Origin of the sequence: Novosphingobium sp. (genome assembly GCF_049240505.1) — a bacterium.
Classification (GTDB): domain Bacteria; phylum Pseudomonadota; class Alphaproteobacteria; order Sphingomonadales; family Sphingomonadaceae; genus Novosphingobium.
Map to the genome: position 1 here is coordinate 29,436 of NZ_JBMLSM010000218.1, position 22,953 is coordinate 52,388.

At 61.3% G+C, this 22,953-nt stretch carries 19 protein-coding genes; 9 read left to right on the forward strand and 10 right to left on the reverse strand.

Going from position 1 to position 22,953, the window contains the following annotated elements; genetic code table 11:
* Positions 1–156: 156 nt before the first annotated feature.
* The 4 genes from ACOVQ0_RS17820 to dapA form a co-directional block, all read right to left on the reverse strand.
* Positions 157–2,595 carry a response regulator gene (locus tag ACOVQ0_RS17820; RefSeq protein WP_421887576.1) on the reverse strand — a complete coding sequence of 813 codons (2,439 nt, stop codon included), beginning with the start codon at positions 2,593–2,595 and terminating at the stop codon, positions 157–159.
* A complete protein-coding gene (locus ACOVQ0_RS17825) occupies positions 2,595–3,155 on the reverse strand; it encodes a DUF2062 domain-containing protein (RefSeq protein WP_421887579.1) in 561 nt (186 codons plus the stop codon). The genes ACOVQ0_RS17820 and ACOVQ0_RS17825 overlap by 1 nt, the downstream gene beginning before the upstream one ends.
* Positions 3,156–3,273: 118 nt before the next feature.
* Positions 3,274–3,756 carry an SsrA-binding protein SmpB gene (smpB, locus tag ACOVQ0_RS17830; protein WP_421887650.1) on the reverse strand — a complete coding sequence of 161 codons (483 nt, stop codon included), beginning with the start codon at positions 3,754–3,756 and terminating at the stop codon, positions 3,274–3,276.
* Positions 3,757–3,840: 84 nt separating this feature from the next.
* Positions 3,841–4,722, reverse strand: coding sequence for a 4-hydroxy-tetrahydrodipicolinate synthase (gene dapA, locus ACOVQ0_RS17835; protein WP_421887582.1), 882 nt, complete (start codon positions 4,720–4,722; stop codon positions 3,841–3,843).
* Between the two features lie 100 nt (positions 4,723–4,822).
* On the opposite strand from dapA, the gene ACOVQ0_RS17840 reads away from it, so the two are divergent.
* From ACOVQ0_RS17840 to ACOVQ0_RS17860, 5 genes are all read left to right on the forward strand, one after another.
* Positions 4,823–6,841, forward strand: coding sequence for a transglycosylase SLT domain-containing protein (locus ACOVQ0_RS17840; protein WP_421887586.1), 2,019 nt, complete (start codon positions 4,823–4,825; stop codon positions 6,839–6,841).
* A gap of 184 nt (positions 6,842–7,025) precedes the next feature.
* Complete coding sequence (greB, locus tag ACOVQ0_RS17845; protein WP_421887589.1) at positions 7,026–7,517, forward strand: transcription elongation factor GreB; 492 nt, start codon at positions 7,026–7,028, stop codon at positions 7,515–7,517.
* Positions 7,518–7,528: 11 nt separating this feature from the next.
* Entirely contained in the window at positions 7,529–8,158 is a 630-nt protein-coding gene (locus tag ACOVQ0_RS17850) for a phosphoglycerate mutase family protein (RefSeq protein WP_421887592.1), read from the forward strand.
* A complete protein-coding gene (locus tag ACOVQ0_RS17855; protein ID WP_421887595.1) occupies positions 8,158–8,337 on the forward strand; it encodes a DUF4169 family protein in 180 nt (59 codons plus the stop codon). Before ACOVQ0_RS17850 ends, ACOVQ0_RS17855 begins: the two co-directional genes overlap by 1 nt.
* Before the next feature lie 11 nt (positions 8,338–8,348).
* On the forward strand, positions 8,349–8,831 hold the full coding sequence (locus ACOVQ0_RS17860) for a hypothetical protein (RefSeq protein ID WP_421887597.1): 483 nt from the start codon (positions 8,349–8,351) through the stop codon (positions 8,829–8,831).
* Positions 8,832–8,882: 51 nt separating this feature from the next.
* Here ACOVQ0_RS17860 and ACOVQ0_RS17865 read toward each other — a convergent pair whose 3' ends face one another.
* Complete coding sequence (locus ACOVQ0_RS17865; protein WP_421887600.1) at positions 8,883–9,554, reverse strand: outer membrane protein; 672 nt, start codon at positions 9,552–9,554, stop codon at positions 8,883–8,885.
* 235 nt (positions 9,555–9,789) lie between these two features.
* Here ACOVQ0_RS17865 and rlmN point away from each other — a divergent pair, with 235 nt between their 5' ends.
* Positions 9,790–11,100, forward strand: coding sequence for a 23S rRNA (adenine(2503)-C(2))-methyltransferase RlmN (gene rlmN / locus ACOVQ0_RS17870; protein WP_421887602.1), 1,311 nt, complete (start codon positions 9,790–9,792; stop codon positions 11,098–11,100).
* Between the two features lie 12 nt (positions 11,101–11,112).
* On the opposite strand, the gene ACOVQ0_RS17875 is transcribed toward rlmN, so the two are convergent.
* Positions 11,113–13,794, reverse strand: a complete 2,682-nt coding sequence (locus ACOVQ0_RS17875; protein WP_421887605.1) for an EAL domain-containing protein — start codon at positions 13,792–13,794, stop codon at positions 11,113–11,115.
* A 111-nt stretch (positions 13,795–13,905) separates the two neighbouring features.
* On the opposite strand from ACOVQ0_RS17875, the gene ACOVQ0_RS17880 reads away from it, so the two are divergent.
* From ACOVQ0_RS17880 to ACOVQ0_RS17890, 3 genes are all read left to right on the forward strand, one after another.
* Complete coding sequence (locus ACOVQ0_RS17880; protein WP_421887608.1) at positions 13,906–14,703, forward strand: alpha/beta fold hydrolase; 798 nt, start codon at positions 13,906–13,908, stop codon at positions 14,701–14,703.
* A 378-nt stretch (positions 14,704–15,081) separates the two neighbouring features.
* On the forward strand, positions 15,082–16,389 hold the full coding sequence (locus tag ACOVQ0_RS17885) for an FAD-dependent oxidoreductase (RefSeq protein ID WP_421887610.1): 1,308 nt from the start codon (positions 15,082–15,084) through the stop codon (positions 16,387–16,389).
* Between the two features lie 98 nt (positions 16,390–16,487).
* Positions 16,488–18,236, forward strand: a complete 1,749-nt coding sequence (locus ACOVQ0_RS17890; protein ID WP_421887613.1) for an N-acyl-D-amino-acid deacylase family protein — start codon at positions 16,488–16,490, stop codon at positions 18,234–18,236.
* An 86-nt stretch (positions 18,237–18,322) separates the two neighbouring features.
* On the opposite strand, the gene ACOVQ0_RS17895 is transcribed toward ACOVQ0_RS17890, so the two are convergent.
* The 4 genes from ACOVQ0_RS17895 to fabD form a co-directional block, all read right to left on the reverse strand.
* Positions 18,323–19,765 (reverse strand): methyl-accepting chemotaxis protein, encoded by a 1,443-nt coding sequence (locus ACOVQ0_RS17895; protein WP_421887616.1) that lies wholly within the window; start codon positions 19,763–19,765, stop codon positions 18,323–18,325.
* Between the two features lie 150 nt (positions 19,766–19,915).
* Complete coding sequence (dnaN, locus tag ACOVQ0_RS17900; protein WP_421887619.1) at positions 19,916–21,043, reverse strand: DNA polymerase III subunit beta; 1,128 nt, start codon at positions 21,041–21,043, stop codon at positions 19,916–19,918.
* Positions 21,044–21,232: 189 nt separating this feature from the next.
* Positions 21,233–21,997 (reverse strand): 3-oxoacyl-[acyl-carrier-protein] reductase, encoded by a 765-nt coding sequence (fabG, locus tag ACOVQ0_RS17905; RefSeq protein ID WP_421887621.1) that lies wholly within the window; start codon positions 21,995–21,997, stop codon positions 21,233–21,235.
* 4 nt (positions 21,998–22,001) lie between these two features.
* The gene (gene fabD / locus ACOVQ0_RS17910) at positions 22,002–22,937 is read right to left on the reverse strand and encodes an ACP S-malonyltransferase (protein WP_421887654.1); all 936 of its coding nucleotides are present in this window, start codon (positions 22,935–22,937) and stop codon (positions 22,002–22,004) included.
* Between the last annotated feature and the right edge of the window lie 16 nt (positions 22,938–22,953).

Below are 22,953 nucleotides of genomic sequence, written 5' to 3' on the forward strand. Positions count from 1 at the left end.
ACCGTCAATCGCTTGCGCAAACTCCCGCATTCCCGGTGTTTTCCACCGGGTAGAGGTGCGCCTAAACGCCCGCCGAAAGCCCCCTGAACACTTCTCTCTGGACTGTGTAAACTGTGTAAACCCCCTTCAGGAAACCGTGCCATTTCCTGAACAAGATTACCGCCGCCGCAGCACCATCTCCACCGCCTCGCAGATCTGCTGAACGGAAAACGGCTTGGCCAGAAAGTGCATGTTCGGAATATCGATCTCGCGCCGAAGCTGCTCTTCGGCATAGCCCGACATGAACAGGAACGGCAGGTCCGGCTTAAGTGCGCGGATTTCCCGCGCCATCGCCGGGCCATCCATTGTCGGCATCACCACGTCCGAAACCACCAGATCGAACGTACCGCGCCCGATGGCTTCCAGCCCTTCCTCACCATCCGAAGCGGTGGTCACGTCATATCCCTGCCGCACCAGCGCACGTTCGGCCACCGCGCGCACGGTGTCCTCGTCCTCCACCAGCAGGACCTTGCCCCCGCCCGACCATTCGCGCTTCGGCTCAGCAGTGGCAGGTTTTACCGCCTGCGCCAGCTCTGCTGCATCGGGATGGTGGACCGGCAAATAGATGCTGAAGCGGGTAAACCGGCCCACTTCGCTTTCGGCAAAGATGAAACCGCCCGATTGCTTGACGATGCCGTAGACGGTGGAAAGGCCAAGCCCGGTGCCCTTGCCCTTCTCCTTTGTGGTGAAAAATGGCTCGAATATCTTGCCGATCTGGTTCGGTTTGATGCCGTGGCCGTTGTCCTCCACCATCAGCGCGGTGTAGTCCCCGATGGGCAGGATTTCGCTCTTCATCGCGCGCACGTCAGCCGCCGTCACGCGGCGGGTGATCAGCTTGACCACGCCCGCCCCGCCCTTGCCGCCGCCCGCCGCCAGACGATCGGTGATCGCATCGCGCGCGTTCACGGCAAGGTTCAGCAACACCTGCTCAAGCTGCGTAGGGTCGGCGCGAACGAAACCCAGATCGCGGTCGTGCGTCACTTCCAGCGTGATCTTCTCACCGATCAGGCGCTTGAGCAGGGCAGAAACCTCGGCCACCACATCGGGCAGCTGCAACACTTGCGGGCGCAGCGTCTGCTGGCGGGAGAAAGCCAGCAATTGCCGCGTCAGCGATGCCGCGCGGTTCGAATTGGCCTTGATCTGCTGGATGTCGTCATAGTCGCTGTCGCCCGGCGTGTGGCGCATCAGCATGAGGTCGCAATAGCCGATGATCGCGGTCAGCACGTTGTTGAAATCGTGCGCCACGCCTCCGGCAAGCTGGCCCACCGCCTGCATCTTGGTCGCCTGCGCGATCTCACGCTTGAGCCGCGTCTCCTCGGACGAGTCCTTGAGGCTGAGCAGCACCGCGCCATCGCCCAGTCCGCGTACCCCGGCAAGGCTGAGCGAGACGGGTTCTTCCGGCGATGCGCGCAACCGCACAGCCACGTCGCCCGCAGTCGCCTGCCCCTGCGCATAGCGGCGAACCGCATCGACCAGCGCGCCCTTGTCCTCCTTGATCACCAGATCGGCGGGATAAGGCGGCGGAAAATTGTCTTCATGCCCTGCCGCACGCAGGAACGCGGCGTTGGCAAAAAGGAAGCGCCCGTCGCGGTCGGTCATGGCCAGGCCCAGCGGCAGGCGCGAAAGCAGCGCTTCGATCTGGGGCAGGCCAGCGCGGATATCACCCACGCTGTGCTGGTTGTCGATCAGCAGGAACAGCGATGCGGTGCGTGCCGGGTCGGTATTCGCAATGCCGTCGGGGTCCGCCACGGGCAAGTGAACCATGCGCACCGGCGTGCCTTTGCCGCCCTCGCGGGCATAGAACACGCGCTCTGAATCGTCGCTGGCAAGGTAGGAGACGAAGTCGGTCCCGACCATCTCGCTGCCCCGGTTGCCTGTCGCGCGCTGGGCGAAGGCAGTATTGGCAGCCAGAACAGTGCCTTCCGGGTTGACAACCGCCGCCTGCAATCCTTCGCGCGCCAATGCACGTCCGAGCTTTCCGGCAACGTGCGCCGCCATGTCTGCCAAGAGGTTTTGCGTCACCACCGGCATGAAGCGCCAGATCAGAAAATCCTCGCCTCTCCCGGCCCGGCTCAACACGGCGCGCCAGGTGCCTTTGGCAGAGGTCAGTGCATCGGCGCTGGCCTGCCCATCGCGCCATGCCGCGCGCAACGCACTGTCGAGGGCTTCGACCGAGAGCTTTTCCAGCGGCAGACGCGGCGGCACGGTTCCGGCCCCGAACCATTCGGACATCAAGGCATTGGCGCAGACCAGTCGCCCAGCACGATCTGTGATGGCGATGGCGGTATCGCGGCTTTCAATGGCAGCATTGGTGACCGACCAATCAGGCGCTGCGAAATCATCTGACGTTACGGTCCGCTGCGGGCGATGGGTCAGCCGCAAGGCAGCGCCGATCACGCTGACGCCGCCGAGAAAACCACCGACCACCAGCGGTTGCCCCGACACGGCCCAAAGCGCAGCACCGCTCACGGCCACCGCACCGCCGAGCATAAGCCAATCGCGCAGGGGCGTGGTTTCCGCCCCCATCCGTTCAGCCTCGCCCCCTAAACTTGTCATCAGTCAGGAAAATCCCTCGCCGCGAAGCGAAGCTGGCGGGCCTTGCGCTTGTGCGCGGTCCACCAGCGCCAACCAAAAGCGGAAATGGCATAGCCAAGCGCTGCCGCGACGATCGAGATTAGGAACAGGCCGATCACCAGCGAAGGCGCAGCGTCAGACCCGAGCCATGCCAGCCAGTCCCCCACGCTCGCGCCCTTGGTTACCATTTCGCTGACCGTTGCGAAATCGGCGTGGAAACCGAAGCTGTTGCCCACCGCGATGGCACCAGGCAGGAAAACGAACAGCGTGGTCGGCGGGATCGAGATGAAGGTCATCAGCACGGCCAGTGGAATGTTGCCCCGGCAGGGGACGCACATCAGGGCTGCGCCAACAATCTGAACGCCGGGTATCAGGGCGAAAATGCCGATGAACAGTCCCGCCGCCACACCGCGCGGCACCGACCGACGGGTGAAGCGCCACAGTTCATGACGCGCGGCGAGCGGGCGGGCGAAGCGGTTGTGCTCCATCTGCTCGCGCGTTGGCATGTTGGCCCGTGCCCAATTGACGATCCTGTTGAACATCGTGCCCTTGCTGTATCCGTTTTTCGCCTGCCCCGCCAAGGGCCGCCAGACCCTTAGCCGTTAAAAGCTTGCCGGTCGGTGAAGCAGATCACGCCAGATCGCCCGGAGCCGAACGACATCAGCCGTGATCTTTCATGATCCGGGCCTTGTCGCGCTTCCAGTCGCGGTCCTTGATCGTCGCGCGCTTGTCGGCCACGTTCTTGCCCTTGGCCAGCGCAAGTTCGACCTTGGCGCGGCCCCGGCTGTTGAAATAGATACACAGTGGCACAAGCGTCATGCCCTTGCGTTCAACCGCCCCTGTGAAGCGCGCGATCTGCCGCTCTTTCAGCAGCAGCTTGCGCGGACGCTTGGGCACGTGGTTGAACCGGTTGCCGTGGCTGAATTCTGGCACGTTGGAGTTGACCAGCCAGACTTCGCCGCCCTTCACCTCTGCATAGGATTCGGCAATCGAGCCTTCGCCAAAGCGCAAAGATTTTACCTCGGTCCCCGTCAGGCAGATGCCTGCCTCATAGGTATCCTCGATAAAATATTCGAACCGCGCACGACGGTTTTCGGCGACGATCTTCTTCTTGTCGAATTCGGGATGTACGGGGCGTGCCATGATGGCAGCCCATGTAGGCGTTGCCCCGGCAAAGCGGAAGGGGAACTTCACACTTTGTCGGGGCGGAACGCTTGGATCAATCGCTCAGATCAAGCCGGCGTGCTCCAACGCAGCGTCAACCTTGGCGCGGGCTTCGGCGCTGGCAGGGACGAGCGGCAGGCGCAACTCGTCGGTCATGCCTTCGAACACACGGCTGAGCGCGTACTTCAATGGTGCCGGCGAAGCATCCGAGAACATGGCGTAGTGCAGCGGATAGAGCTTGTCGTTCAGCTCACGCGCTTTTTCGAGATCGTTAGCAGCGCAGGCGGCCTGAAATTCTGCACAGAGCTTTGGCGCAACGTTGGCCGTCACCGAGATGCAGCCTACCGCCCCTGCCGCATTGGCCGGGAGCGCCAGCTCATCATCACCTGAAAGCTGGCAGAAGCTCTTGCCAATGCCCATGCGGTGATCGGTCACGCGCGACAAGTCGCCGCTGGCGTCCTTGATCGCCACGATCTTGTCTGGATAGCGCTTGGCCAGTTCGCAGACGGTTTCAGGCAGAATGTCGGTCACCGTGCGGCCCGGCACGTTATAGAGCACGATCGGCAGATCGTTGTGTTCGGCAAGGTAGCTGAAGTGGGCGATGATGCCCGCCTGGCTGGGCCGGTTGTAATAGGGCGCAACACAAAGCGCAGCCTGAGCGCCGCACTTCTTTGAAAAGTTCATGTGCAGCAGCGCGTTCATCGTATCGTTGCTGCCGCAGCCCGCAATCACGGGCACGCGGCCCGCAGCCTGTTCCACACAAACTTCGATCACGCGGTGATGTTCGGCGTTGGAAAGCGTCGAAGCCTCTCCAGTGGTGCCGCAGGGAACGAGCGCGGAGGAACCGTTGTCGATCTGCCAGTCGACCAGACGACGAAATACTTTCTCGTCAAACGCTCCATCGCGAAAAGGGGTGACAAGGGCCGGAATGGAGCCGGAAAACATGGACAATATCCCTCAATCTGCCCCATGATGGGTTTCGGTTCATCGTGAGCCGAACCCTATAGGGGTCTGTTCAGCGCCTGATAAGGAGCCGCTCCATAGTATGTCCGGCATGGACGTGAAAGCCTTGATGTTGCGCTGGGGTGTTGCCGGTGCGCTATTGCAGACGCTGGCGGCGTCGAGCGTGGTTCATGCCAGCGGCGGCGAAAGCGCCGATGGCGCTGACTGGGACCGTGCGCGGGCCAATCTGGCGATGAGCCAGGGCGGCCCGATGATGGCTGCAGTTGAGCGGTGGAAGCTGTTAAGCAGTTCGAACCGTTTCGGATTTTCAGACTATTCCAGCTTTGTGGTTACCTATCCCGGCTTCCCGGACGAGGAGAAGCTGCGCCGCTATGCCGAGCTTTCGCTGGAACGCGAACCGGTCGACCCTTCGCGACTGGTCAGCTATTTCAGCCAGAAGCCGCCGCTGACCAACATGGGCCGCGCGCAATATGCGCTGGCGCTGACGCAGCTCGGTCGCCCCGAAGCACGCGAGGCCGCTCGTGCGGCATGGCGCGGCGGGGCGATGACCGATGCGGCAGAAAGCGCCCTGCTGGCCAACTGGGGCACCAGCCTTACCGCTGACGATCACGATGCCCGGATGGACGCGCTACTGTGGTCGGGCGCGACCGATCAGGCGGCGCGGCAGATCGTATGGGTCAGCCCTGCGCGCAAGAGCATCGATGGCGCACGATTGGCGGCAATGCAGGGCGGCGATCCCTATGCCGCCGTTGCGGGCACGTCCACTCAACTGCTCAACAGCGATCCGGGCTTTGTTTTCCAGCGCGTGCGCCAGTTGCGCAAGGCGAGCAATGGCGCTGGAGCGCGGGCATTTCTGGCCAACCGGCCCCTGCTGGCGCGAATGCCGCTGGACCGCACGAAGTGGGTCGAAGAACTTCTGCTCAACGCACGCGGCGCAGCCAATGCAGGCGATGCCCGCGCGGCCATGCGTATTGCGGCGGGTATCGATGATGCCTTCGCTGCGGGTGAAGACGTAAGCCAGCTCGGCTATGACCTGCGCGATGATTACACTTCGCTGATGTGGCTCGGCGGCACGCAAGGCTATTTCAACGTGGGCGATTATGCGGGAGCCGCGCCGTTGTTCTGGCGATATGGTGCTGCGGCGCGGACACCGGGCACGCGGTCAAAAGGCTTTTACTGGGCTGGAAAAGCCGCTGCCCGTGCGGGCCAGCAAGCCGAAGCAAGGCGATACTTCGAAGCAGCAGCGCAATACGCCGACCAGTTCTATGGTCTGTTGGCGCTTGAACGGCTGGGTCGCCCGGTGCCGCAGTTTGCCAGCGATTCCAATGCGCAGGCAACGCCCGACGAACGCAGCCGATTCTACAACCAGCCGCTGACGCTGGCCGTGCGCGAAGTGGCGCGCAATGGCGATTGGCGCACCACGATCCGCTTTTTCAAGGAAGTTGCCGAACAGCAGCAGACCGAAGGCCAGCACATGATGGTGGCGCAATTGGCCCGCGATCTGGGCCGACGCGATCTGGGCGTAATCGTGGGGCAAGCGGCAGCGGCGCGCGGCTATCTGGATTTTCAGCACATTGCCTTTCCGCTGATCCCGGTGCCGCCGGGTTATGAAAGCAAGTGGACCAGCGTTCACGCCATCAGCCGACAGGAAAGCCAGTTCGCGCAGAACGCCGTCAGCCATGCGGGCGCGCGGGGCCTCATGCAGCTGATGCCGGGCACGGCGAACGAGCAGGCGGGCAAGCTCGGCCTGTCATACCGCCCCGGCGCGCTGACCGAGGATGCGGGTTACAACATCCAGTTGGGCGCAGGCTATTTCGCGCGGATGCTGGACTATTACAACGGATCGTGGCCGCTGGCCGTGGCCGCCTATAACGCCGGCCCCGGCAACGTGAACAAGTTCCTGCGCGCCAATGGCGATCCACGCAATGGCGGCGTGGACTGGATCGAATGGATCGAACGCATCCCACTTTCCGAAACGCGCAACTATGTGCAGCGCGTGCTGGAAAACGCGGTGGTCTATGAGGCGATGAACCCGCAGTTTGCGACCTATCGCGGGGCGAACCCGATGAGTTACTTTATCGGGAAGCGGGAGCCGGGGTGATCGACTGTTTTGATCCTCGCCGTTTTTGCGGAGCACAAACGGGGAGGTGTCGTCGGCGTAGCCGATGACGGAGGGGGTATTTCTTTTACCCCTCCACCACCCGCTGCCCGGGCGGTCCCCCTCCCCAATTGTCCTTCGGAAAATCAGGGAGGATTTTCTTTTTTCCTCGCATAAAAGTTACCCCATGAAGCCTGACGGTCACCCCATTACCCCCGCCGGATTTGCCGCCTTGCGCGCGCGCTATGATCATTTGCTGGGCACCGAGCGCCCGGCGATTGTTGAAATCGTCAGCTGGGCGGCGGGGAATGGCGACCGGTCGGAGAACGGCGATTATCTCTATGGGCGCAAGCGGATGCGGGAGATTGACCGGGAGCTGGCTTTTCTTGCGCGGCGGATGAAGGCGACGCGGGTGGTCGATCCGGCGCGGATGGAGGATCGCAGCCGGGTGCTGTTTGGCGCGACGGTGGAGATTGCCGACGAGGACGATGCCCGGCGCGTGCTGACCATCGTGGGGGATGACGAGCAGGATGCCAGCAACAACCTGATCGGGTGGAGCGCGCCGATTACCAAGGCCTTGCGCGGGGCGCGGGTGGGGGATTTGCGTGTGGTGCGGCTGCCTTCCGGCGAGAAGGAGTGGGAAATCATGAGCATTTCCTATCCTGACGCCACAGGCTAAAGCGCTCATCCATGAAATCTGGTCGCTTCTTCATCATGCGCCACGGCGAGACGGTCTATAACGCTACCCGTCGGCTGCAGGCGAACAACATCCACACACCGCTAACGCGGCAGGGCGTTGAACAGGCCGTGGCGATGGGCTGCGCGTTGCGGCGGGAACTGGGCGAAAAGCCACAGGTAACCCTCCACATCTCGGACACCGGGCGCGCGCTTCAGACGGCGGCGCTGATTGCCGAGGAACTGGGGCTGGACTGGTTTGCGGGACAGCGCACGATGGACCTCAAAGAGATCGACATGGGATCGTGGTGCGGGCGCTCCTATGGCGAGGTGGAGGACGAGGTTGGCCCTATCGTGATTGAGGACCACCTGCTGCGCCCTGCCCCGGATGGCGAGAACTATCTTATGATTGCCGAGCGGCTGAACCGCTGGATCGATGGGCTTGGCGATGGCGGAGGCGATCACATCGTGGTGATGCACGGGATTTCGAGCCGGGTTCTGCGCGGGATCATGGCCGGTTATCCGGTCCATCCGCTGCACGGCGCGCCGATTGCGCCCTCGCTGGTGCAAGGGTCCATCGCTTTGGTGGAAGATGGCGAAGAGCAGGTGCTCTATGGTTCTGAGCGCGGGATCGAGCACGCCTGATGGGCGAGGTTGTGAACCTGCGGGCGGTGCGCAAGGCGAAGGCGCGCGAGGCGCAAGGGTTGGAAGCGCAAGCCAATCGGGCGAAGTTCGGGCGGACCAAGGGTGAGAAATTGCACGACGTGCAGGAAGCCCAGCGCGCGGCGCGCTTGCTGGATGGCGCGAGGCGGGACGACCAGTGAAAGCCTTGGCCGTGAGGAAGCTGTTGGTTCTTGGCGCACTGCTGTTGGCAGGAACAGCCTCAGCGCGGGACAGCCTGGGCGTGTTTGAAAACTGGGGCGCGTTTCGCGATGCGGCGGTGCCACGTTGCTATGCCATCGCGATGGCAGAGAAAGTGCGGGGACGGGAGCAGACGTTCCAGCCCTATCTCACGGTGGGATACTGGCCCAAGCGGGGCATACGCGGGGCCGTTCACGTGCGGTTGGCGCGCAGGTTGGCATCGGGGTCTTCGGTCAACGTCTCGTTCCCTGAGGCAAACTTCACACTTCAGGCGGGGCAGGCTGATGCGTGGCCTGCCGATCAGCGGGCCAATGCGGCGATTGTGGCGCAACTGCGCAGTGCATCGCGCGTGACGGTGATCGGGCAAGGTGCCGATGGGCGGAAGTTTCGCGACACCTATCTGCTTGCAGGTGCAGCTTCTGCAATGGATGCAGCAACACTAGGTTGTGCAAGATAAGAAAAAGGCGAGCCGTGCGGCCCGCCCTTCTCCATAGCAAATGCGTGACGCTTAGAAGCGGACGCCGACGCCGGCCATCACCTGATGACGATCAGTGTCGATGTTGAAGCGGCTCGAATCCGGCGTGTCACCGTTGAAATCGAATTCGCCTTCGCTGTAGTTGTTGTAGCCATATTCCAGCTTCACGTAGCTATTGGCACCGAGCTTCTGCTCGACACCGGCGCCCACACGATAGCCGTCGGTATCGAGGCGCTGACGCAGGCTGGTGGTGCCGTCGGTACCCTGAAGGTTATAGCGCTGGTTGCTATAACCGCCCTTGGCATAGATCATCGTGCTGGGAGACATTGCATAGCCAACACGACCGCCGACGTAGTACTGGCGACCCGCGTCCACGCGGCCAAGGTTGAACACGTTGGGCTGGTCGTTGTTGTTATCCCAACCGGCACTGCTTTCGGTGATCTCGGCTTCTGCACCGACGACGAGGTTGCTGCCGAGCGGAATGTCGTAGCCAATGGCACCGCCATAGGTCACGCCGTCGATCGACTGCTTGAGATCACGGGTGTTATCGACGTCTTCGCTGCTGCCAGAGCGGTGATGATCATAACCGACCAGAGCTTCGGCGCGGAAACCGCTGAACGCCTCAGCCGGCGTCGCGTCCTGCGCGAAGGCCGGGGTGGCGGCGATGGCAGTACCGGCGGCGAGGATTGCGCAGATCTTTTTCATGTTACACTCCATTCGAACATTCCTGCCGGTTCTCGTTGTCGTTGCGACCCGACAGTGACCGGTGGAATGAGCGGAACTGCATCCGGTTTCCTGAACCTCACACAACAAGAAACCGTTGTATTTCAGCCACATATTTTTCGATATTCGGAGTGTTTGGTGCGTCCGGTAACGGGAACCTGTTGCGTTGCAAAGTGTTTGCGCGAGCCAGTTTGCGCCCACCGCCACGAATCACTATATGCGCGCGATGCAGCTTCCCACCGATCTCGAACCTTCGCTCCCAGCCAACATGCCTATCGCGGGGCATATCGATCCTGTGCCGGTCCCGCGTGAGGTTACCCCACGCGACGACGGACGGGTCGATCTGATTGGTCTGCCCAAAAAACAGATTGCCGCACTGTTCGAGACAGCAGGACTGGACGTGAAGGCCGCCAAGCTCCGCGCCAAGCAGGTCTACCACTGGCTCTATCATCGCGGTGTGACCGAGTTCGAGAACATGACCGACATCGCCAAAACGATGCGTCCGTGGCTGGCGGAACGCTTCGTGATCGGGCGGCCAGAGATCGTCGAGGCGCAGGTTTCCACCGATGGCACACGCAAATGGTTGCTGCGCACAGCGGACAAGCATGACTTCGAGATGGTTTTCATCCCCGACGCGGATCGCGGCACACTATGCGTTTCGAGCCAGGTGGGCTGCACGCTGAATTGCCGGTTCTGCCACACCGGCACCATGCGGCTGGTGCGCAATCTGACGCCGGGCGAGATTGTGGGCCAGGTGATGCTGGCACGCGATTCGCTAGGCGAGTGGCCAAAAGCCAATGACACCAGAATTGGCACGATGGCTGGGCTGGACTTCGACGATGACGACGAAGATGCAGCCAGCGCCTACACGCCGGATGGCCGATTGCTGACCAACATCGTGATGATGGGCATGGGCGAGCCCCTGTATAATTTTGACAACGTGCGCGATGCGCTCAAACTGGTGATGGATGGCGATGGCCTGGCGCTGTCAAAGCGGCGTATCACGCTTTCGACCAGCGGCGTGGTTCCCATGATGGAACGTTGCGGCGAAGAAATCGGCGTGAACCTTGCGGTTTCGCTTCACGCCGTGACCAAGGACGTGCGGGATGAGATCGTGCCGATCAACCGCAAGTATGGCATCGAGGAACTGCTGCAGGCCTGTGCCGACTATCCCGGAGCGTCGAACGCGCGACGCATCACGTTCGAATACGTGATGCTCAAGGACAAGAACGACAGCGATGATCACGCCCGCGAACTGGTGCGGCTGATCAAGCAGTACAAACTACCCGCAAAGGTCAATCTCATCCCGTTCAATCCGTGGGAGGGCGCGCCTTATGAATGTTCCAGCCCGGATCGGATCAAGAGCTTTGCCAAGATCGTGTTCGACGCCGGGATCAGCGCCCCGGTGCGTACCCCGCGTGGGCGCGACATCGATGCCGCGTGCGGGCAATTGAAGACCGCTGCGGAAAAGAAGAGCCGTGCCGAACTGGATCGACTGGCCGAGGAGAAACAGGCTGCGCTAGGCTAAACCAGCGCAGCCTCAACCGACCTTCCGCTGGGTGTTTGCTTCGACATCCACGCTGGACGGCGGACGACCTGCAACGGCAGCGATGCGCCCGGTTTCGTCCAGCCGCAGCGGCAAGGAAAACTCCACGCCGAGCCGATCTTCGTGCGACCAGCGGCAGGTGGCGGTGACAACATGATTATCAGCCAGAACCACGCGGAATATCGTGCCTGAGGGCACATTCCACAGCCCTTCAATCAGCGCGCCCGTCTGGCTGATATTACGGATCATGCCGTTGTAGCGATGGCCGCCGTGATCCAGCACGACCTTGCGCAACATGGTCTGGCGCGCGGCACGGGCCGAGCGCGGCCCCTGTGCAATGGCCATCAGCCCGGTGGAAAGCCGCGCGGCAGCATTCATCGAGCTTAACGGACGTTCGTAGATGTAGCCCTGCACATGGCTGCAGCCCAACATGCGGACGAGATCAAGCTCGTCCAGCGTTTCCACACCCTCTGCCGTCGTTTCCATCCCGAGCGCTTCGGCAAGGCTCACGATCGAGGCGATGATGGCGCCATTACGGCTGCCGGGCTGGGTCGCGCCGCGCACGAACGACTGGTCGATCTTGATCTTGTCGAACGGGGCCGAGCGGAGATAGCCAAGCGACGAATAGCCAGTGCCGAAATCGTCAAGCGCGAGGCGGACGCCGATTCCCTTCAGCGATTTGAACATCTGGTCAGTGCCCTCATCATCGTTGAGGAACACGCTTTCGGTGATTTCCAGTTCGAGCCGTTCGGCCGCGACCTGCGCATTGGCCAGCGCGTTTGTTACGATCGCAGGCAGCGACGGATTGGCGAATTGCAATGGCGAAACGTTCACCGCGACGCGCACATTATCAGGCCAGCGGGCCAGATCCTGACAAGCGGTTCGCAATGCCCATTCGCCGATGGGGGCGATAAGGCCGGTATCCTCGGCTACGGGAATGAAGCGCGCCGGACTGATCCAGCCCTGCTGTGGATGATTCCAGCGCAGCAGCGCCTCGAACCCGGTAATCTTCTCGGTCGCTGTCTGGACCACCGGCTGATAATAGAGTTCCAGCCCGCCATTGGCGACCGCATCACGCAGGTCTTCTTCCATCTGCCGGCGCTCTTCGGCATCGCTATGCAAATCGGGCGCGTAGAAGTGGTGACGCCCACGTCCACCGTCTTTGGCGGCATAAAGCGCAAGGTCGGCATTGCGGATCAACGCTTCGCTGGTCACGCCATCATCGGGCGCGATGGCGATGCCAACCGACGCCCCGATCATCACGCGGCTGCCTTCGATCGAATAGGGCTGTGACAGGCTTTCAATGATGCGCGCCGCAAGGTGGCCAAGCTGTTCGCGCTCAATCTTGCCGGGCAGGATAACCTGGAACTCGTCGCCCCCAAGGCGACCAACGCGGCCCATCTTGCCCACCACCCTTTCAAGCCGCTGCGCCACCTGCTTGAGAAGCGCGTCGCCCGCCGGATGGCCCAGCGTGTCATTGACCTGTTTGAACCGGTCAAGATCCAGCAGAAACACCGAACAGGCGCGATGCTGGACCTGCGGCGTGAGCAGTATCTTTTCGAGCGTCTGCGACATGCGGAAGCGGTTCGAAAGTCCGGTGAGCGAATCGAAGTGCGCGAGGCGCGATGCGTGTTCCTGCGAGCGGCGCTTTTCCGTCAGATCGGTGCCCGAACCGCGAAAGCCGGTGAAGTTGTTGAACGTATCGTAAGTGGGGCGGCCTGTGATCGACCACCAGCGCTCTTCATCGCGCACGGCGGCACGCACGGCCAGATCGCTGAAGCTGGATCGCGCCGAAAGGTGGAACGCCAACGTGCGCTCACCTTCGCCCGATTGTTCGGTCAGATTGAACAGTTCTGCAAAAGGGCGGCCGATCAGATCAAGCACCTTGCGCCCAAGAATTTCGGCAACCGGCGCAGAAAGATAGGTCAGATGGCCACGACGGTCTGTTTCCCAGAACCAGCCCTGCCCGGTCTCTTCGTAATCTGCCAGAATTTCCTGCGCACGAGTTTGCACGCGCGCATCATTCTCGGCCTTTTCGCGCAGGAGAAGATCAATCTTGCGCTGCCGCAAATAGGCGACCACCGCGATGCCGACGCCAACGATGAGGGAGAAATATCCGGCGATAGTCGATGCGACGCAGGTGATGCCCGACCATACTGCAACCTGCGCGGCCAGAACACCTACCAACCGGCCTGACTGGGCAACCGTGGCGAGAAGAGAAAGGGTGGCCACTGCAACAAGGCAGTAGAACCAGTCGATCTCGCCCGATGCGCCCCAAACGCCCATTGCCGAGCCGAACAGAAACATCGGCAGGGCAACAACAGCCCCGACCAGTGCCATACGCTGACCGGTCTCAAAATTTCGTTCGCTTTCAAGCCGTACCACGATGTGGGACAACCAGGTCACCACTGCCGCCATCGCTACCAGCAGGCTGGCAAGGAGGCCCGGAATGGTCAGATTGAAGACTGCGATACCAATGGGCAGAAGTACGATCGGCAGAGCCAGACGCGGCCATTCCGCTGCAACCAACTGACCGCTGGAATCGCTGCCAAACAGAAAACTTGCCCCTGCTTCACGCAGATTGGCGGGCGCAATTCTCTCACGACGCCGGGTACGAGCAAAATCGCGCGCTGTGCCGGTCGGCCCGGTTGCTTCGACAGGAACATCTGCAGACATACCCCGCACTTGCCCCATCTCCATTTTAGAAAGCGTTAAAGGGACGGCGATCCAAACGCTTTTGCTGCGAATGCGAAGGTGCTAGGCACGCCGCCGGAGCGTGGGGTAATTATGGCAGATACGGCGGAAAAAACCCTGATTGGCGTGGGCGGGCGCAGGTTGCACCTTGCGCGCTGGCATGTGGGCAAGACAGAACACAGGCCGTTGCTGATGCTTAACGGCATCGGCATGAATCTCGAACTTCTCGCACCGCTTGCGCGCGCGCTGCCCGAACGTGAAGTGATCTGCTTCGACATGCCGGGGATCGGCAGTTCACCAGATCCAATTCTGCCTTACACGATTTCCAACATGGCGTTGACGACCGCAGCGTTGCTCGACAGGCTCGATCTCGCCGAAGTGGACGTGCTGGGCATCAGTTGGGGCGGTGCGCTGGCACAGCAGTTCGCGTTCCAGCATCGCGCCCGCACCGGCAACCTCATCCTTGCGGCCACGGCAGCAGGGGCAACGATGGTGCCTGGCAATCCCGCTATGCTGGCGCATCTGTCTGACCCGCTGGAATATACGGTCGAACGCACGCTGAAGCGTAATCTCGCCTCAATCTACAACGGTGGCGGCAGCGGGCGCGTTTCCCTTAATGCGGCAAAGGCGCCTTCCCCGGTGGGCTTTTCCTATCAGCTTGCTGCCTTTGCCACATGGAGCAGCCTGCCGTTCCTGCCGCTGCTGCGAATGCCAGTGCTGGTCATGGCGGACGAAGAAGATCAACTGGTGCCACCCGCCAACGCACACCTTCTGCATAACGCCATTCCGCACAGCCGGATCGAAATGTTCAACGGGGGCGGCCATCTGTTCATGCTGTCGCAACGGGACCGGTTCGTTGCCAGCCTGCGCGGTTTTCTCGACGCGGCTTAGGGTCAGGACCTATTAATCGCGCCTTCGAGGTTTGAAGCAAAATGGCCCAGCGCCCATTTTACTCAGACTTGGGCGGATGGCCGCGGGAATAGTGGTTCTATTTCAAGGCCATCCAACGAAGTGATGGGCCATTTTGATCAAATCCCTACGGGACGCTGGAATGGCTTCCATCTCGAACGGAAATCCGCTTGGAAAGGCAACCAGCCTTCCCGGCGCGAATTTCCGCCCGATATGTTCGCCATTCCAGCGCCTCGAAGGCGCGATTAATAGGTCCTGACCCTAGCCTACTTTCCTTTTGCCCATCCGGCGTTAGCATCACCGGACAAGACTCATCGCACGCCAAGGGCGGAAGCGGGGTCAAGCGGCTGAGGAGAAGCCATGCGGCATATCGCGATCGTCGGTTCGGGTCCGGCCGGGTACTACACAGCCGAGGCGGCGCAGAAGCAGTGGGGCGACGATGTAAACATCGACATATTCGATATGTTGCCCGTACCTTATGGCCTGATCAGGTTCGGCGTCGCCCCTGATCACCAGTCTATCAAAGGTGTGACCCGCCGATATGAACAGACGGCGCTTTCCGAAAATGTGCGGTTCGTGGGCAATATCAAGGTTGGTCAGGACGTTTCCGTAGCCGAATTGCAGGAACTCTACGACGCAGTGATCCTTGCCACCGGCGCACCGCGTGACCGCGCCATCGATCTGCCGGGCGATCATCTGGGCAATGTCTTCGGCAGCGCAGGCTTTGTTGGCTGGTACAACGGCCACCCCGAATTTGCATCGCTGAACCCCGATCTGACGGGCCAGACAGCTGTGGTCATCGGCATGGGTAACGTCGCGCTGGACGTGACGCGCATTCTGGCGAAAACGCGCGATGAATTTGCCGGAAGCGATATCGTGGGCCATGCGCTCGATACGCTCATGGGATCGAATATCCAGCGCATCGTGATCCTCGGGCGGCGCGGACCGCATCAGATCATGATGACGCCAAAGGAACTTGGCGAACTGGGCCATCTTTCCCGCGCTGCGCCAAGGGTTGATCCGCACGACCTGCCCGAACTCGATGAAGATGCCATGCTGGAACCCGGCATCCGCAAATCCGTGACGCATCTGCGATCATTCGCGGCAATACCGGAAAGCCACCGGGCGGACCTTCCGCTTGAAGTGGAGTTTGATTTCTTCGCCGCCCCGCGCGGGTTGATCGGCGAGGGCAACGTGCGCGCGATCTCGGTTGAGCGGACCCGCATCGAGGTTGGCCGAGCCGTGGGGACGGGCGAATTTTACGAAATCCCGGCAGACCTTGTGGTTTCATGCATCGGATATCAGACGTCACCGATCGCAGGCGTACCGTTTGATGAACGCGCGGGTCGGTTCGCCAATGATCAGGGCCGCATCCTTCCGGGGCTGTATTGTGTAGGCTGGGCGCGGCGTGGGCCATCGGGCACGATCGGCACCAACCGGCCCGATGGTTTCGGGGTGATCGAATTGATCGCGCAGGACATGCCGCAAGCCGGGCGCAAGGCAGGACGTCCCGGCTTTGATGCGCTGGCAGCGGAGCGCAGCCTCGACATCGTGACGTTCCGCGATTGGAAGCGCATCGAAGAAGCCGAACAGGCGCGTGCCCGTGACGATGCTCCACGGGAAAAGTTCGTCGATGTGGGCGACATGATCCGAGCAATCGGTCAATGAACTGCGATTGACCGCATAGCCGCGCTCTGACCTAATCGAACGGTTAACGCGGAAGGCTGCCGCTGCGAGTCGGCCTGCGCGGGGAGAAGGAGCTGTCCATGTCTGCCTATGACCTTATCATCAGGAACGGAACGATCGTCGACGGAACCGGCGCTCCGCGCTTTGTCGGCGATATTGCGGTAAAAGACGGGTTGATCGCCGCCGTCGGTACGGTGCGCGGCGATGCAGCCGAAGAAATCGATGCGACGGGACGGATCGTCGCGCCGGGCTGGGTTGATGTTCATACGCATTACGACGGGCAGGCCACGTGGGATGCCGAAATGGCGCCGTCATCTTGGCATGGCGTGACCACGGTGATCATGGGCAACTGCGGCGTTGGCTTTGCACCTGCCGCACCCGACCGGCACGATTGGCTGATCGGCCTGATGGAAGGGGTAGAAGACATTCCGGGCACTGCGCTTGCCGAAGGAATGAAGTGGAACTGGGAGACGTTCCCTGAATACCTCGACGCACTGGAGCAGATGCCACGCGCGGTGGATATCGGCACGCACGTTCCGCATGGCGCGGTTCGCGCCTATGTGCTGGGAGAACGTGAAAAACCCGGTGCAATTCCGACAGCCGATGACATCCGGCAGATGGCCGAAATCGTTGAGGAAGGCGTGCGTGCGGGAGCATTGGGCTTTTCCACAAGCCGCACAGTGATCCACAAATCGGTCGATGGCGAAGTGGTGCCGGGGACGACGGCCACGGCGGAAGAGCTGATCGAGATCGGCCGCGCAATGGGCCGAGTCGGCTATGGCGTGTTCGAAATGGCGTCTGACATGAAGCGGGAATGGGACGAGTTCGGCTGGATGGGCGCGCTGAGCCGAGAAACTGGCCTGCCGGTGACCTATGCCGCACTCCAGTCCATTGCCAAGGAAATGCCGCTGAGCGAGCAGATCGACGAAATGCGCCGCCAGAACGCGCAAGGAGCGAACATCGTTGCCCAGATCGCGCTGCGCGGGAATGGCGTGATCATGGCGTGGCAGGGGACCATCCACCCGTTCCGCTTCCGTCCCAGCTATGTCGCCATTGCCGACCTGCCGTGGGACGAACAGCTCGCACACCTCAAAGACCCGGCTTTCCGCGCGAAAGTTCTGGCCGAAAGGAATGCCTACCCCGAAAGCGACATCATCGGCCTGTTCATGATGATTGCCGAGGGCTGGCACAACCAGTTCATCATGGACGAAGGGTTCGATTACGAACCGCAGGCGGAGGCCAGTATTTTGGCACGAGCAAAGGCGGCGGGCGTTGCGTCAGACGCCTATGCCTATGACAAGCTGATGGAAAACGACGGTACGGGCTTTATCTACCTGCCGATCCTCAATTACGCCGATGGCAATCTCGATTTCCTCGAAGCCCTGCAAGCTTCTGACGATACGGTGAACTCGCTGTCAGATGGCGGGGCGCATTGCGGCACCATCTGCGATGCTGCCAGCCCCACGTTCATGCTGCAACACTGGGTGCGTGATCGTGCGCGCGGAGGCCGGATCAGCCTTGAAAACGCCGTCAAGCGTCAATGCCGCGACACGGCAAGGCTCTATGGCCTTGATGATCGCGGTGTAATTGCGCCGGGCTATATGGCCGATATCAACGTGATCGATTTCGAGAATGTGCGACTGCTCAAACCTTGGCTGGCGTTCGATCTGCCTGCTGGAGGCAAGCGCCTGCTGCAGAAAGCCGAAGGGTATGACTGCACGATCAAGGGTGGCAAAGTGACGTTCCGCCAAGGCGAATGGACCGGGGCGACACCGGGCAACCTTATCCGCGGGCCGCAGCGTGCCGAATTGCTGGAAGCCGCAGAGTAAAACAAGGTTGGTGGTCCTGTCACGGCGCGCCGGTTGAGAGAGCGACTGGCACCGGGACAGGACCGCAAGCTTTTGCGAGCCGTCTATCAAGCCGCGTTGCGGTAGTGATTGGGCAGCTCCTGCCCAGCGCGTTCAAGGCGAAAGCGTGATACGAGCGTCGAGAGGCGGTCTGCTTCATTCGCAAGACTACGCGCCGCCGCAGTTGCCTCCTCGACCATTGCGGCATTCTGCTGCGTCATCGTATCCATATCACGCACGGTTTCGCGCACTTGGCCGATGCTTGTGGCCTGTTCGTGCGCCATTCTTGCGATGCTGCTGGCAAGTTGGGCGACATGGCCCACCTGTTCGACGATCACAGAAAATGTCTCACCCGTTTGGCCGACCAGGTTGACGCCACGCTCCACCTGAACCGAACTATCGCCAATCAGCGTCTTGATATCGCGCGCCGCATCGGCGGTGCGCTGCGCAAGTGCGCGCACTTCGGTGGCGACAACGGCAAATCCACGCCCCGCATCACCTGCACGGGCAGCCTCTACCCCGGCGTTCAGGGCAAGCAGATTGGTCTGGAACGCGATGCCATCGATAACCGAAATGATCTTGCCGATTTCCTGCGCGGAATTGTGAATGTCGTTCATGGCAGACACTGCTTCACCGACGACTTCCCCACCCTTCATTGCCTCGCCATGAGCCTGCTGGACCGAATCGTGCATGTGAACGGCATCGTCGGCGGCAGTTCTGACATTCGAAGCCAAAGTGGTCATGGCCGCCGAAGCTTCTTCCAGGCTTGCAGCCTGCTGTTCGGTGCGGCGCGCAAGATCGTCGGAAGCCTGGCGTATCTGTTTGGCACCGACATCGACCGAGCCTGATGTTTCTGACACATTGGTCAGCGCGCTTGATACCTGCAAGCGCATCTCATCGAGATGCCTTTGCAACTCAGCAAAAGCGGTTGGCAAATCCGGTGCTTTTGTCGCGAAGTCCCCCTCCGCCATCGCACGCAGGGCAGCGCTCACTTCATCGATTACAGCAATTCGAGCGGCTTCTTCTGCCTTGAAATAGGCAGAAAGCGCCACTTCCATATCGAGCAACGCCATCTTGATCATCGAACCGACCGACCGCGCAATCCTGCGTCGGCGGAAAATGGCACCAAAGCCTGAAAACATCTTGTTCAGGACATTTTCGAGCACCGAGGCATAGGCGCCAATGTACCAAGCTGGCTCAAGCCCGATGCGGGCGTGGACATTGCCGATCCGTTCAGCACTGCCGAAGTAGGCCCGATCGATACTGCCGCTGAACATACCCGCCCAATGTTCGATCTGCTTGTCGCGCGCATGGTTCATCATCTGGCGCGAACCAAAGAACTTCGCAGTTTCGGGCGTGGCCGCTATCTGATCGTACAGTTTGTCGAGCGCAGGCGGTGCATGCGCTCGCAGAGCCGAAGCGATCAGCGGGAAGCGGTCAAGATCATCACGCCCGATATTGTAGAATGCCAGCTTCTTGGCAACGGCCTGCGGATCGTAAGCGGTGTCCATCCTCGGTACTCCTGTCAGGAGCCGGGTTACGCTTAACGTCGTTCAAATAGAGTAATTTGGTCCAGAGTGGGCCTACTACGGCAAACCGCAGTTATCCGTTAACCAATGATCGGGCCCGACGACATCAATTGCCCGGCCCGATCGATTCGGTCAGACCCGCATCGGCATCAGAACATAGAGCGCGGCGCTCTTGTCATCCTTGCGGATCAGCGTCGGCGCCCCGGCGTCTGCCAGATGCAGTTCCACCGTGTCACCATCGATCTGGCTGAGGATGTCCTTGAGATAATTGGCGTTGAAACCAATCTCGAACCCGGCTGAGCTGTAGTCTGCAGGCAATTCTTCGGCAGCAGTACCGTTGTCCGGGCTGGTGACCGAAAGCGTCACACGATCGTTTTCAAGCGCCATCTTGACCGCGCGGGTCTTTTCGGTGGCAATCGTCGCAACGCGATCGACGCCTTCAAAGAACGAGCGGGGATCCAGCTTGAGCAACTTGTCGTTCCCGGTGGGGATCACGCGGCTGTAATCGGGGAATGTCCCGTCAATCAGCTTGCTGGTGAGGACCACACCGTTTTCACCGCCCAGCGTGAAGCGGACCTTGCTGGCGGAAAGGTCGATCAAGACAGCGGAATCGAGCACTTCTTCGAGCAGCTTGCGCAACTCGCCCACGCATTTGCGGGGTACGATCACATCGGGCATACCCTCTGCCCCATCGGGGCGAGCGATGGTGAAGCGTGCAAGGCGATGGCCATCGGTTGCGGCAGCCTTAAGCACCGGCTGCGCTTCATCCGAAACGTGCAGGAAAATGCCGTTGAGGTAGTAGCGCGTTTCTTCTGTGGAGATCGCAAAGCGCGTGCGATCTATGAGTTCGGCCAGTGTGCGCGCGGGCACTTCGAAGCTGGTGGGCAGATCGCCTTCGACGATAACCGGGAAATCATCGCGCGGCAGTGTGGGCAACTGAAAGCGGCTGCGCCCTGCCTTGACGATCATGCGATTTTCGGAAGTTTCGAGGCTGACCTGCGAACCATCCTGCAGCTTGCGGGCAATGTCGAACAACAGGTGCGCCGAAACAGTGATCGCCCCCGGCCCTTCAACCGAGACTGCGGCCATCGTTTCCACGATCTGCAGATCAAGGTCGGTCGCCATCAGGCGCACGGTGCTGTCGGGCGAAGCCTCGATCAGCACGTTCGACAGGATCGGAATCGTGTTGCGGCGTTCAACCACCGACTGGACGTGGGACAGGCAGCGCAGGAGAGTCGCGCGTTCGATCGTCGCCTTCATTCTCGTCTCGATCCCCCCGGGAAGCGGCAAGCGCCCTGTCCCGTAGATATGGCTGAACCGGGGAATCACGCTCCCCGGCGTATGGTTCGGACTACCTGTCTTAACGCAGAGGCGCGACTCGGCAAGCGCCGGTCCCGCCAGCAAGGCCTAAGCTGGGGATAAAACTCCCTGAAATCGGTCCAGCGAGGCTCAGGAAAGCATCGCCATGCCGCCGTTGACGTGCAGTGTCTGCCCGGTGACGTATCCTGCTTCCTTGGAAGCGAGATAGGCGACAGCAGCACCAATGTCCGAACCTTCGCCCATGCGGCCCATCGGGATGCGCGCGTTCAGCGCATCCTTCTGGCCATCGGGCAGAACGTCAGTCATGGCGGTGCGGATGAATCCGGGGGCCACGCAGTTGACGGTCACGCCACGGCTGGCCAGCTCCTGCCCGAGCGACTTCGACATGCCGACAAGGCCTGCCTTGGCAGCAGCATAGTTCACCTGCCCCGGATTGCCCGTCGCCCCAACGACGCTGGTGACTGAAACGATGCGGCCAAAGCGCGCTTTCATCATCGGCTTGGTGGCCGCGCGCATCAGGCGGAACGCGGCTTCAAGGTTCACGCGAATTACCGCGTCCCACTCGTCGTCCTTCATCCGCATCGCCAGATTATCGCGCGTGATGCCGGCATTGTTCACCAGAATGTCCAGCTTGCCCAGCGTGTCCATCGCGGCGGGCACGAGATGCTCGACCTGTTCAGTGTTCGACAGATCACACGTGATCTCCACGTGGTCGTGGCCGTAAGTGTCGTTGAGTTCTTCACGGAAAGCACGGAGTTTCGCAGGATTGGTGCCTGAAAGCGCGATGCGCGCACCCTGCTTTGCCAGTGCATGGCAGATGGACGAACCAATGCCGCCAGCCGCGCCGGTGACGAGGGCGGTCATGCCGCTGAGATCGAAAAGGCGGTTTTCCATAAGCTCAAAGCTCCTTCAGCAAGGCTTCGATGTCGGCCATGCCGACAACGCTGGTAACGGAGACGTCCGCAACCGAGCGGTTGATCATTGGGCCGAGCACTTTTCCGCCAAGTTCGACGAACTGCTCGACGCCTGCGGCCTGCATCGCGATGGCGCTTTCCCGCCAGCGGACACGGCCGGTAACCTGCTCAACCAGCAGTCGCTTTACCTCTGCCGGGTCGGTCACCACTGCAGCGGTGACATTGGCAAACAGGGCAACGCGCAAAGCGGACGGCGAAGTCTTTTCAAAAGCCTCGGCCATCGCATCGGCAGCAGGCTGCATCAGCGGGCAGTGGAACGGCGCGGATACCGGCAGGATCACGCCACGCTTGATGCCGTGATCCTTGACCATCGCCACCGCGCGCTCGATCGCGGCCTTGTGGCCGGAAAGCACGACCTGCGTGGGATCGTTGTCGTTGGCGACCGTGCAGACTTCGCCTTCTGCAGCAGCTTCGGCCAGAGCAGTCGCCTTTTCGATATCCGCCCCCAGCAGGGCGCACATTGCACCGATACCCACCGGAACGGCAGCTTGCATCGACTGGCCGCGCAGCTTGAGCAGGCGCGCGGTATCGGCAAGGCTGAATGCTCCGGCGGCGCAAAGCGCGGTATATTCGCCAAGGCTGTGGCCCGCGACGAAATCGGCCTTGTCGGCCAGGGTGATGCCACCTTCCTTCTCAAGCACGCGCAACACGGCGATGGCATTGGCCATGATCGCGGGCTGGGCGTTTTCGGTAAGCGTGAGAACGTCTTCCGGGCCTTCCTTCATGATCTGGAAGAGCTTCTGCCCCAGCGCATCGTCCACTTCCTCGAACACTTCGCGCGCAACGGCACTGGCTTCGGCAAGTTCTAGGCCCATGCCAACCTTCTGGCTGCCCTGCCCCGGAAAAACGAACGCTCGCATCATACTCTCCTGCTGT